Annotated in this window: 12 protein-coding genes; 1 reads left to right on the top strand and 11 read right to left on the bottom strand. The window is 36.4% G+C overall.

The window, feature by feature from the left end; genetic code table 11:
* Position 1 precedes the first annotated feature (1 nt).
* Positions 2–706, bottom strand: coding sequence for a DsbA family protein (locus tag PH210_RS24200; protein WP_289988945.1), 705 nt, complete (start codon positions 704–706; stop codon positions 2–4).
* A 165-nt stretch (positions 707–871) separates the two neighbouring features.
* Here PH210_RS24200 and PH210_RS24195 point away from each other — a divergent pair, with 165 nt between their 5' ends.
* Positions 872–1930: a lactonase family protein gene (locus PH210_RS24195; RefSeq protein ID WP_289988944.1), complete on the top strand. Its 1059-nt coding sequence runs from the start codon at positions 872–874 to the stop codon at positions 1928–1930.
* Between the two features lie 53 nt (positions 1931–1983).
* On the opposite strand, the gene PH210_RS24190 is transcribed toward PH210_RS24195, so the two are convergent.
* The 10 genes from PH210_RS24190 to PH210_RS24145 form a co-directional block, all read right to left on the bottom strand.
* Positions 1984–2943, bottom strand: coding sequence for an ATP-grasp domain-containing protein (locus PH210_RS24190; RefSeq protein ID WP_289988943.1), 960 nt, complete (start codon positions 2941–2943; stop codon positions 1984–1986).
* The gene (locus tag PH210_RS24185) at positions 2924–3901 is read right to left on the bottom strand and encodes a 1-aminocyclopropane-1-carboxylate deaminase/D-cysteine desulfhydrase (protein ID WP_289988942.1); all 978 of its coding nucleotides are present in this window, start codon (positions 3899–3901) and stop codon (positions 2924–2926) included. The genes PH210_RS24190 and PH210_RS24185 overlap by 20 nt, the downstream gene beginning before the upstream one ends.
* Entirely contained in the window at positions 3879–4502 is a 624-nt protein-coding gene (locus PH210_RS24180; protein ID WP_289988941.1) for a sugar transferase, read from the bottom strand. The genes PH210_RS24185 and PH210_RS24180 overlap by 23 nt, the downstream gene beginning before the upstream one ends.
* A gap of 117 nt (positions 4503–4619) precedes the next feature.
* The gene (locus PH210_RS24175) at positions 4620–5741 is read right to left on the bottom strand and encodes a glycosyltransferase family 4 protein (RefSeq protein WP_289988940.1); all 1122 of its coding nucleotides are present in this window, start codon (positions 5739–5741) and stop codon (positions 4620–4622) included.
* Between the two features lie 13 nt (positions 5742–5754).
* Positions 5755–6870 (bottom strand): O-antigen ligase family protein, encoded by a 1116-nt coding sequence (locus PH210_RS24170; protein WP_289988939.1) that lies wholly within the window; start codon positions 6868–6870, stop codon positions 5755–5757.
* 131 nt (positions 6871–7001) lie between these two features.
* Positions 7002–8534: a lipopolysaccharide biosynthesis protein gene (locus tag PH210_RS24165; RefSeq protein ID WP_289988938.1), complete on the bottom strand. Its 1533-nt coding sequence runs from the start codon at positions 8532–8534 to the stop codon at positions 7002–7004.
* 37 nt (positions 8535–8571) lie between these two features.
* Entirely contained in the window at positions 8572–9336 is a 765-nt protein-coding gene (locus PH210_RS24160; protein ID WP_289988937.1) for a tyrosine-protein phosphatase, read from the bottom strand.
* Between the two features lie 17 nt (positions 9337–9353).
* Complete coding sequence (locus tag PH210_RS24155) at positions 9354–10043, bottom strand: CpsD/CapB family tyrosine-protein kinase (RefSeq protein ID WP_289988936.1); 690 nt, start codon at positions 10041–10043, stop codon at positions 9354–9356.
* The gene (locus PH210_RS24150) at positions 10033–10770 is read right to left on the bottom strand and encodes a YveK family protein (RefSeq protein WP_289988935.1); all 738 of its coding nucleotides are present in this window, start codon (positions 10768–10770) and stop codon (positions 10033–10035) included. The genes PH210_RS24155 and PH210_RS24150 overlap by 11 nt, the downstream gene beginning before the upstream one ends.
* A 32-nt stretch (positions 10771–10802) precedes the next feature.
* Positions 10803–11912, bottom strand: a complete 1110-nt coding sequence (locus PH210_RS24145; protein ID WP_289988971.1) for a DegT/DnrJ/EryC1/StrS family aminotransferase — start codon at positions 11910–11912, stop codon at positions 10803–10805.
* Between the last annotated feature and the right edge of the window lie 64 nt (positions 11913–11976).

Below are 11976 nucleotides of genomic sequence, written 5' to 3'. Positions count from 1 at the left end.
GCTATTTCCCCTTCGCTGCTTTATCAACCATCTTTTTTAAATCGTCCATACTTCCGCCTTCAAACTTCTTGCCATTTACAAATATGGTTGGCGTTCCAGTTACACCTAATTTTCCAACATAATCCATATCCTTTTTCCAGGCAGCATCCGATTTTTTTGCTTGGAAGTTTTTTACAACCTTATCAACATCTTTATCGCTGGCCACTTCTTTCAAGGTATCTGTTAAGAATTTTTCTGTATATAGATCGATTTTTTCATATTTAGAATCTTCTGGCTGTTTTTTGTAAAGAAGTTCATGGAACTTCCAAAACGTGTCGTTTCCCAATTCCTGGTATACAGATTCCGCAAATTTAGCAGAGCGTTCAGAATCAACATTGATAAACGAATCATTCATAAAATACAATTTGGCCTTCCCAGTATCCACCAAATCTTTTTGAATCTGAGGAATTACTTGATCGGCAAAGTTTTTGCAATTTGGACATTTATAGTCACCGAATTCAATAATGGAGACTGGTGCAGATTTATCGCCCAGAAATGGCTGATTAGCGTAATCAATTTTTTCGGAAGCGGTATTATTCTGATTCTTATTATGATTTCCGAAAAAAATAAGCGCCAATATTCCAACGGCAATTAGACCGACTACCCAGAAAATAAACTTTGATGATGAATTCTTACTATTTTTCGTGCTCTTTTTGTTATTTGCCATAATTAGACTCCTTATGTAAATTGTTGTCCTTAATAGTATAAATATTACCTATCCATATTAATAATGCAAACAAAAGATATCAATTCTGAGCAATAAGGTGAGCTAAATAACAATAATAGGATAATATAAGAAGGGAATTATATATAACTAATTGGAGTTGGTATAATGTCAAGAAACGATAAATACATAGGTTATATTGGAACTTATACAAAGGGAGACAGCAAAGGGATCTACTCCTTTACCTTGGATTCGGATAGAGGAAAAATAGAGGATGTTTCTGTCGCAGCCGAGTTAGAAAATCCTACATATTTAGCAATCAGCAATGACAACCGATATCTTTATTCTGTTGCAAAGGAAGGAAATACTGGCGGGGTTGCCGCTTTTTCTATAAGTGAAGCAGGGAAACTAACGGCAATCAACAGTGAAGGATCTGAGGGCTCTCCTCCATGCCATGTTAGTGTAGACAGCGAAAATCGATATGTGTTCAGTGCAAATTATCATAAAGGCTTAGTTGAGTCCCAGCAGATTAACCAGGAGAATGGCGCTGTTAAACCAGTTATTTCAGGAGCAAAGCATGAAGGCCGCGGCCCCGATCCAAGGCAGGAAAAACCTCATACCCATTTTGCGGGACTCACCCCTGATGAAAAATACTTGGCTGTTGTGGAATTGGGAATTGATGCACTGATAACTTATGAAATCAGTGCTGAGGGGAAATTATCAGAGGTTAGCCGTTTACCTTTAAAGGCAGGCAGCGGTCCAAGACATCTAGTTTTTCATCCGAATCGAACAATTGCGTATGTCATGACGGAATTCAGTTCAGAGGTTATTGTTTTAACCTATCATCCTGAAAATGGTCATTTCACTGAAAAACAATATATATCGACGCTTCCGGATGATTTTAAGGAAAATAACCAAGGCAGTGCGATTCATATTTCCTCTGATGGCCGTTTTGTTTATGCGGGTAACCGAGGGCATAACAGCATCGCAGTATTTAGAGCAGATATTTTATCCGGAGAGTTGAGCTTTATCGAGCATACGTCAACTGAAGGGGATTGGCCGCGGGATTTCGCTTTAGATCCTACTGAGAAATTCATCGTGGCTTCGAATCAGGAATCGAGCAATCTTGTGTTGTTTTCCAGAGATGATGCTACTGGAAGATTAACGCTTATTAATTCTGATATTGTTGTTCCTTACCCTGTTTGTGTGAAGTTTCTACATGTATAAATCACTAAAAGGATAAGCTGACAGCTTATCCTTTTTAAGTGGATTTCTTGAATTTATAACACGATAAAATGATCATATTTTACCAATGTTGTTCCTTCTTTATAGTCATCTTGATTGGATTGATTAGGAACTCCATTTAAATTGTTAATGATATTTTTAACGAAACTTTGCCCCATTTCATGTGCATGGAGATATCCACCTCCAAACCTTGGATTGATTTCGGATATCAAGTAACCTGTTTCAGTCTTAAAACAATCAATATCGATTGGTCCAATTGGCTTAAGAACCCTTATAAGTTTTTCAATGATCCGCTTTAATGTAGGGTCTTTTGTTGCTATGGATTTATCTGTTTCCCCCGCTCTCATCACTATCTTTCTTTTCATAAATATATTTGTAGTTTCCTTTGTTAATAAATCAATATAACAATCCACCCCAAACTCTTCACCTTCTACAAATGGCTGTACAATCAAATCTTCGTAAATTTCTTTTATTACATATAGTTCTTTCATTGAAGAAACCTTATGGAGATTTTTACTGGCACTTCCATTTCTCGGCTTCATCATTAATGGAAATTGGATATTCCCATTATTAAGCTCTTGTATTACTTTATCTATTTCAATATATGTCGGAACAGACGGCAAATCATTATCTTCAAGAAAGTTATAAGTTAAATATTTGTCTGTACAAATATCAACAACATTTTTATCAGATACAATGATATTTATTCCATTCTCTTTCAGTTCTTCTTTATAACTGGCCAATAGTGGCAATTCAGGATCTATAAGGGATAATACACCATTAATTTTATACTTATAGCACAACTCTTTAATACGGAGGATATAATCAGGATGGTCTATACGGGGAACAATTTCAAACACATCGGCATGGTGCAAGGCTGGGGCAGTAATATCACAGTCCACAGCAATTACTTTTCCATTTAATTCATGGACTTCCTTTTTAAAGTACTCAACTAATTTCACACGCCGTCCGACACTACATATTAAAATATTCATTAACTATCTCCCCCTTAACCTCTTTAAAATTATTACTATAATTAAATAATAATGGAGTCCCTCCAGTGTGGATAAATACTATTGTTTTGCCTCTTATATTATTATTTTTTATATAATCCACCATTCCGAAAAATGCTTTCCCCGTATATACCGGATCAAAAAATATACTAGACTTCTTAGCTGCCATTTTAATTGTTTCCAAAACCTCAGGATAAATATGGGAATATCCTTTTCCTATATATTTATCTTCGACTAGGATATCATTATCACCTATTATCTTGACGGAATCGTAGAAGGATAAATAATCGATAATGGATTCTTTTATTACTTCTTGACATCTATTTTTTTTCCTAGCAATACTAATGCCTACTATTTTTGACTTTGTTTGATTTTGTTTTGATCCAACAATTAACCCTGCTTGTGTTGTCCCAGTCCCAGTGGCATGAAAAATAAAATCTGGCTCTGTACGCATCTGATTGCTTAATTCCAAGAAAGCCTCCTTATAAGCATGCGTCCCTAAATTTCCGTGTCCGCCACCTTGTATAAAATATGGATGGCAGCCCTGTTTTTTTAATTTGCCTAGGACATTTTTTATTGTTTCGGGAACTTTTAAGGTAGAAGTCCAATGAATTTCGGCATCCATTACTGAATATAAAAAATAATTACCGTTAAAATTGATTCCACTTTCTTCAGAAAGAATAAGAATTGGCCTAAGATTAAATTTAATTGCAGCTGCTGCAGTTATCCTGCAATGATTTGACTGGGGCGAGCCATATGTCACTAAACAATCACAATTTGATTTAATAGCATCGGCGATAAAATATTCTAGTTTTCTAACTTTATTTCCGCCAAATGCCAGATCCGTCATATCATCTCTTTTAATAAAAACTTCATTTGCATTAATTTCCCCATAAAAATCTAAGGGAGTTGGCAACTTAATTAGATTCTTTTTCTCCATAAGAACTCCTCATCTTAGTCCCTGTAAAGTCAGGCATTGAAACATGACCATCATGATTAATTCCTTGTGGTCTAATTACCTTCAAAAGAGTCATGCTTAATATTTTTAAATCTAACAGGAAGGATTTATTATCAACATACCAAACATCTAATTCAAACCTTTCTTCCCAGCTTATAGAATTTCTACCTTTAATTTGTGCCCAACCAGTAATCCCTGGTTTAACCTCATGGCGCCTCGCCTGAAGAGGGGTATATAACGGTAAGTAGTCCATTCTTAATGGTCTCGGTCCAACTAAACTAATTTCCCCTTTTATGACATTTATTAACTGGGGTAACTCATCCAGACTAAATTTACGTATAAAACTGCCAAAGCCTGTCAACCTTAGATGTTCGGGTAATAAACTTCCATTGTTGTCCTTTTTATTTGTCATTGTTCGGAATTTATAAATCAAAAAGGGTTTTCCATTCAATCCTGGACGTTCTTGTTTAAAAAGAATAGGTGACCCAAGTTTTAGTCTAACTAGTATGGATAATAGGATGATAACAGGGGAGAAAATGATTATTATAAGGATTGAAAGAATAAAATCAAATATTCTCTTCATTTCCCTTCACCAACCTTTTCCTTTTTTTAGCAAATTCATAAACACCTAGTTTGAAAAAAATATCTTTCAATAGATTATCCATATTGTTAGCCCCTCTTAAAATTCCATTTTTGATGTTTACACATAACGTGAGTAAATCTCTTCCATTTCATTTAAGACATTTCCTAAGCTATACGCCTGTATTTTCTGTTGGCCTAGTCTCCCGAAATTAATCCTTAATTGTTTATCTTCAATTAATCTAACAAAACTTTGAATAAGACCCTCGTTATCACCAAGGCCTACAACCAAGCCACAATGCCCGTTGTCCACTAAATCCCTTGAACCGCGGACATTTGTCGTGATTATTGGTTTTGCTGCAGCCATTGCCTCCATTAAGCACCGGGGAAGCCCTTCATGTTTGGAAACTAATGTCACAATATCAGATGCTGCAATGATACTTGGAATATCTTTTCTATATCCTAATAAATGAACATTCATAATCCAATTTTCCTCTATAAAAGCTTTGATTTTCTCCATATCTTCTCCATACCCAATGATTAATAAATGTGCATTTGGACATTGGTCTACTATAGAGTTCCAGTTTTTAAGGAGAAATAATTGATTCTTCCGAGGACTTAATTCTGCTATACAGCTAATAATTACGTTTTCAGAAGTCAAGCCTAACTCGTTCTTTATATCAATTAACTCCCCAGGCTTTTCATTAAATTCTTTTAAGTTCACACCAACCCCGTGAACATGAAACATATTATGGTTTTCCATAAATCCAAGCCTTTTTCCTAACGAAATATCCTCTTCATTCATAACAAGCAACCCGTCTGTCCATCGTTTCGCAAGTTTTTCAGCAGGATAAAAAAGAAGCCAATTTTTTCGAGAGGCTCCATTAAAAAAATGAAATCCATGCGCCGTATAGAGAATTTTTCCTTGATTATGCTTTGAAGCTGCATACCTTGTTAAAAAAGCCGCTGTCGGTGTATGGACATGTATTAAGTTGAAATAATGTTGCCTGAATAAATCATTTAATTCCTTTACTGCTCTCATATTTTTTTTGGAAAATGGCATTCGATCAAAATCGACATCATGGCAAATGACCCCAATATCAAGTAGTTCATCCTTCCGTTTTCTAGAATTACTTCCGACCGCGTGTACCTCATAACCCTTCTGTTGAAACATTTTCATAAAGGGTTTATGAAAGGAAGCGAAATGTGAATAAACAGAGGCTGCAAAAAGTACTTTTTTCACTAATATCCCCCCATTAAGAGAATCTACCAGACACTTTCCCAAGATTTTTTGAGCTAAGCAAATAGACCAATGAACCTAAAAAGAACCAAAACATTCTAGCATTATTAAATGAGACCGCCATGGACCCTATCAATAAAATAATTAATATATCCCTTAACATATAATTGATCTTACTTTGAAACTGTTTATTTAACGTTATCTTCAGAATTATGCAGGCAATATATATGAAAAAGATAGCTGCAAAAATACCTCCCCACTCCGAAAAGGTTTGAATATACGTATTATGAGCAACTGCATCAATGCCAGAAACTTTTTCTGAAACGGCGGTATACATGCCCACTCCCACACCAACTAAAGGTGATAATCCGATTAATTCAATGCCTGCCTTCCAAATCGGAAGCCGGGATGAGCCTCCCTCATTAAAAGCAGCATTAAAGTCAGTAAAAATTAGACTAATCCGATGGAATTGTACGGATTTTTCTGTTAATAAGGTTAAATTTTTCCCAAGCAGCTCAAAAAGTGCTCCCAAAAGCAGAATACCAAAAAGCATTAAGAGGATTGTTCCAAGTTTTAATTTGTTTATAACTATTTCCCCTAAAATAAATACAGTAGTGTAAATTAATAACGTAATCATTCCCGTTTTTGATCCTGAAAGTAATATACTGATTAAAATGATGAGATAAGTAAAAAGTTTCGTCCTTAATAACATTTTTTCAGACCTTAAAAAAAATGGCAGGGCACTGATTTGAACAATAGCAAAATAGTTCGGATCATTCATAAAACCGTTATAACGGTCTTCACCAAAATCATAGATTTGATAAAGAAATTTCAAACCTAAAAGATTAATAAATATTCCGAGTGTTCCGACAAATAATGCTGCAATTGAATACCACTTTATCGAAATCTTTATAAGATCTTCATGTTTTAGGTTATACCCAATAATAAAATATAAAAAAACGACGGCCAGTTTAGCATATTCCTTAATAATGGAATAAAAATCAGCCGTAACACCAAATCTGTAAGGGGTATAAAAGATGGCTGTCACCAATAGTAAGACAGACAAAAACAAAAAATAAACAAACGAATATCCTGGAACGCTAATCCCATTACAAGCCACATGAACTAGCAACAGTAAAATCACCAAGTCGCTCAGGGAAAAATTGATTCCTCCAATAATACTCGTTTGATTTAAGAACACAGAGAACAGTAGAATTAGAAAATAATAGACATTTCGATTTGTTGTGCTGCGATTTAAAACGGCTAAAGCATCAATTTCTCCTCAGCCTCCTTTCTTCCAAAGACAAGCCTGCCCCGTTGAAGGACACTTTTGGACATTTTTGGATCGATTAGGATATTGCCAACAGCGATTATTATTAAATTCCAAATCGATAGGAGAATGGCATAAACAAACCATTCAAATAAATTCTTTGGATCGATGTTGAGCAACCAATGAATTGGCAAAGCTGCAACTAATGAAAGAAATATATTAGTCAATACTTTTAGGATTGTCGGTTTTAATGAGGCATTTAATATATTTCTTGAAGCATATAAAAGAACATCTATGGTGCGGAAGGTATAGGAGCAAATGGATCCAAATAGTACTCCCTCGGTTCCAAACATCTGAACTAGGATGAGGGAAGCAAGTAAATTAATGACAGCTTCTGCCAGCGCCCGATACTTTGTTTCTTTGAAGTGACCAGCGGAATTCACTAATGTATAGGCCGGAACTCGAATGTTGCTTATCACCCCTACAGCAATAAACAAAATAGCTAATTCCGGGCGGATATAGTTCGCATCTGAAACTCCATGTGTATAAACCTTGATAAATGGAAGTATGAGTAAATACGCAGTGGTAAAGGCCCAGGCGATTAAGGCATAATAAACAGATTCAAAAATGTTATAAACTTCAATAACCCTATTTTTTTCGCCTCTAACTAGTAAGTCCCCTATTCCTGCAAATAGGGCACTCGAAAAAGAAGTTACTAATAAGGTAATCGCAGAAAATACCATATTATACGTTGTGAATACACTTACTTCCTTTAGCCCTAAAAAGATTGTAATGATGATGACGGGAGTATTAAACACAATAACTCCTGTTATTTGGTGAATAAAGACATCCCAACGCTGGGCTAATGCTTCTGTATCCGGTTTTTCCTTAAAACTGACATTTGGATATTGTTTTTTGACATAGGCCAATAACAAAATAGATTTGGATGCAAAAAAACAAGTGGCAATGCCATTAACAAGAAGTACATCCCATCCAGCCTTAATGAGGATAACGTATGAAATTAAATTAGCAATTAAACCGATAATTTGTATATTTGTTAATACATAGACTCTTTGATCTGCGGTAAGCAGCACTTTATACTTTCCAATAATAAAAAAGTCTACAAAACTGTTGCCTCCCAAAATTAGAACCAGGAAAAAAGCGATTTGATAGCTAACCTGATCAGTAATCAAAAAAGGATAGAAAATTGCAAGCAATGCAATGAAACTGACAAGTATATACCCCGCCCGCAGATAAAGTAATTTTGCGGCAGATAAAATTCCGTTTGCTGCATCTTTATCATTTGCTGCCATTGGCTTTAATAAAGCTGTTATTGATGTCAGCCCAATTCCTGATTCTACAATATTTAAGAAATTCAAAAATTGGCGAATGGACAGCATAAGTCCGTTGACGGCTGATCCATAAACGGTTATGAATAATCTCGGCAGAATTAAGCCAATCAGTGCATAAACCAATTGATAGGAAAGGCTTGAAATCATAATATAAAAGGCTTTTTTTGTCCGCATGAAAAGGTATGCCACCTTTAATAATTTTTTATTCCAGTTAGAAAATACCCAATAGCTTTTTTCTTATTGGTGCAGGTTGTTCTTTTATTATTGTTTGACCCCTCATAAGCAGTTCCGCATTTTCTCTAAAATAGAATGTACGCTGTATGTCATATTTTTTGGTGACGGCTTCATAGGCTTCTTGGAGGCAGAATCTCCTTGTTCTTGTGTTATGGGCATCAGAGCCAATAAAATGCGCCAAATTATGTTCGATGATTTTTTCGGAAAAGGCTTTAACCTTTTTTCCAAACTGACCGATGATACTACCTGCTGTCAGCTGGGTTAACGCTCCTTCTTGAACTAGTTCAAAAAGTTGATTCGTATTCTCGATAAAGCCTTGATTTCTCTCAGGATGCACAATAATCGGGATGATTTCCCTCAATAAAAGTTCATAAACAATTTCACTAGTGTAAAATGGAACTTCCCCTGATGGAAGCTCTAATAACAAGTACCTTCCTTGATCATCAAGGGTCAAAACTTCATCCATTTTTAGTGAATGAAACAATTCCCGATGAATTCTTAATTCTTGACCCAGGTGAACGGTAAGTGGAATATTCTCTTCGTGTAAGGATTGATTGAACCGTCTTATATGGGCTAAAATTTGCTTCTTTGGATTTTCAAATTGTCCATTATGATGGTGCGGGGTTGCAAATAGATGGGAAATTCCGTTTTTTACGGCCGCTCTCGCCATGTCTAACCCTTGGATATGATCTTGGGGGCCGTCATCAACACAAGGGATAATATGACTATGAATATCGATCATTTGACCAGCCACCTTTATTAACTATACTCGCCGTAATAGGTCCCGTGCTTAGATTCCACTCCATTCACAACGACACCAAGCAAGTGGGCATTTGCTTTTTCTATCAATTCCTTTGCTCTCATTGCCCGATCCCGTTTAGTCTTTCCACTGGCAACTACCATCACTACACCATCGCATTTATTGGCTAAAATTTGTGCATCTGTTACAACCAGCAATGGCGGGGTATCGAATACAACATAATCATAGGACCCCTTTACTTCTTCCATTACAAGTTCCATTGCTTTTGAATCTAATAATTCTGAAGGATTAGGGGGGATGGGTCCGCATGTTAATACGTCCAGGTTTGGGACAGACGTTTTAATAATTGCTTGATCTAAGCTAATATCTCTTGTCAAAACGCTGGTTAAGCCGTCGATGTTACTTACGTTAAAAGCATAATGAACGGTGGGTTTTCGCAAATCAACATCCACAAGTAGCACCTTTTTTCCCTTTTGTGACAATACGATGGCGAGATTAGCGGAGGTTGTCGATTTTCCGTCAGAGGGTTCTGGTGAAGTTACTACGATGGAATGAATATTTTTATCCACTGAAGAAAAATGTAAATTATTTCTAATTAACCGGTACTGTTCCGTTATCGGTGATTTTGGATTCAAATGGGATATTAAATGAACATTTTTTTTCTCTCTTTTTTTCAATTTACGAGACAATCGTTTCCCCCCCCATTGTTTGTACAGCCGAATTTTTACCTTCCTTTACATGCGCCTTCGATATTTTTTGAATAGAGCCGAGAACAGGCACACCCAGGCAAGCAGCAGTATCCTGATCATCCTTCAATGTTCCATCCATGAAATCTTTAAGGAGAGCGATTCCAATTCCAAGTATTAATCCAATGACTATGGAAATGCCAATATTTAGTAATGGCTTTGGTTTAACGGGCACTGGGTTCTGTTTTAATTCGGCCCTTGCAATAATACTCACATTGTCAACATTCATAATCCCTTTGATTTCTGATTGAAACGTTTCTGACACGGTATTGGCAATTTCAACTGCCTTTTGTGCATCATGGTCTTCAACCGTCAAGGAGAATACCTGTGAATTTTCTTTACTTGTTACGGTAAGATTTTTATTCAGTTCCTCCAAGGTAACGTCAAGATCAAGTTGATCAATGACCTTCTCCAGAATGACAGGACTTTTTAAGATGACACTATACGTATTAATTAGATCTACATTGCTTTGTAAAAGTGTATAGTCGAGTTTATTCTCTGTATTTTTTTGATTTACTAGTATTTGAGTTGATGCTTGGTATACTGGCTTCAGGATAAAATAAGAAACCCCTCCGCTAATTAATGCAGCAATGACTGTTATGCAAATAATTAGTTTCCAGCGTTTCTTCATGGTTTTTAATATATCTAATAACCCTACTGTTACATCCATTTTTTCCTCCTGTTATAGGTAGACATTTGGTCTCATCCAATCAAAGCTTTTTTAATACATTCTATTACTCTCATCTGATCTTCTAACGTCATATTGGAACCAGAGGGTAAACAAATTCCTGTTTGAAAGAGTTCTTCTGAAACACTCATATTGTGGTTATGCGAATAGTATTTATTTTTATCGAACAGGGGCTGCAGGTGGAGCGGCTTCCAAACAGGTCTTGCTTCGATATTCTCGGAATCTAGCGCAGCAAGTAATTTGTTTACTGAGAAACCTGTTATTTCCTCATCTATTGTTAAAGCCGTTAACCACCGGTTCGAGAATGTGTTTTTTAATTCTGGCATAAAAGATAGACCAGGAATGCTATATAATTCTTGAAAATACATATCAAAAATGGCTCTTCTTGCTTTGACCCGCTCTTCCAAAACTTCAAGCTGACTTCTGCCGATACCCGCCAAGATGTTACTCATTCGATAATTGTAGCCGATTTCACTATGCTGATAATGCGGGGCAGGATCTCTTGCTTGGGTTGCTATGAACCTTGCTTTTTGAAGGGCTTCTATATTATTGGAAATAAGCATGCCTCCGCCGGAGGTTGTGATAATCTTATTGCCATTAAATGAATAGATGCCAAAATCGCCGAACGTTCCACTAGCCTTCCCTTTATACATGGAAGCAAGTGATTCGGCTGCATCTTCTATGATGGGAACGTTGTAATTTTTACAAATGGTTATTAGCTCATCCATTTTTGCAGACTGACCATAAAGATTCACAATGACCACTGCTTTGGGCAGTCTATTAGCTGAAGCAGCATCCTTAAAAGCTTCTTCCAACGCTAAGGGGGACATATTCCATGTCTCCGGTTCGGAATCAATAAAAACGGGTTCAGCACCTTGGTACAGGATTGGATTGGCACTCGCGACAAATGTTAGACTGGAGCAAAAAACGATATCTCCCTTTTTAACATCCAATAATTGTAATGCTAAATGAATCGCAGCTGTCCCTGAGCTTACTGCTGCCGCAGCATTTATACCCACAAAGCTTGCGAGTTCCTTCTCAAATGCATCTACATTTGGTCCTAATGGTGCAATCCAATTGGTTGCGAACGCTTCATTGATATACTTCATTTCTGAGCCGCTCATGTGGGGAGACGAGAGAAAAATCCTGTTTTTTATGGTCGTGGTCGTATCTAGCAACTGCAGCACC

Source organism: Paenibacillus sp. BSR1-1, assembly GCF_030403775.1.
Taxonomy (GTDB): domain Bacteria; phylum Bacillota; class Bacilli; order Bacillales; family Cytobacillaceae; genus Neobacillus.
Note: the sequence above shows the minus strand (reverse complement) of the source record. Positions and strands in the feature narration are given on the sequence as shown.

Bases quoted from the DNA above. Each gene is read 5' to 3' on its own strand.
- PH210_RS24200 (WP_289988945.1), bottom strand. From the start codon at position 706: ATGGCAAATAACAAAAAGAGCACGAAAAATAGTAAGAATTCATCATCA.
- PH210_RS24195 (WP_289988944.1), top strand. From the start codon at position 872: ATGTCAAGAAACGATAAATACATAGGTTATATTGGAACTTATACAAAG.
- PH210_RS24190 (WP_289988943.1), bottom strand. From the start codon at position 2,943: ATGAATATTTTAATATGTAGTGTCGGACGGCGTGTGAAATTAGTTGAG.
- PH210_RS24185 (WP_289988942.1), bottom strand. From the start codon at position 3,901: ATGGAGAAAAAGAATCTAATTAAGTTGCCAACTCCCTTAGATTTTTAT.
- PH210_RS24180 (WP_289988941.1), bottom strand. From the start codon at position 4,502: ATGAAGAGAATATTTGATTTTATTCTTTCAATCCTTATAATAATCATT.
- PH210_RS24165 (WP_289988938.1), bottom strand. From the start codon at position 8,534: ATGCGGACAAAAAAAGCCTTTTATATTATGATTTCAAGCCTTTCCTAT.
- PH210_RS24160 (WP_289988937.1), bottom strand. From the start codon at position 9,336: ATGATCGATATTCATAGTCATATTATCCCTTGTGTTGATGACGGCCCC.
- PH210_RS24150 (WP_289988935.1), bottom strand. From the start codon at position 10,770: ATGGATGTAACAGTAGGGTTATTAGATATATTAAAAACCATGAAGAAA.
- PH210_RS24145 (WP_289988971.1), bottom strand. From the start codon at position 11,912: ATGAGCGGCTCAGAAATGAAGTATATCAATGAAGCGTTCGCAACCAAT.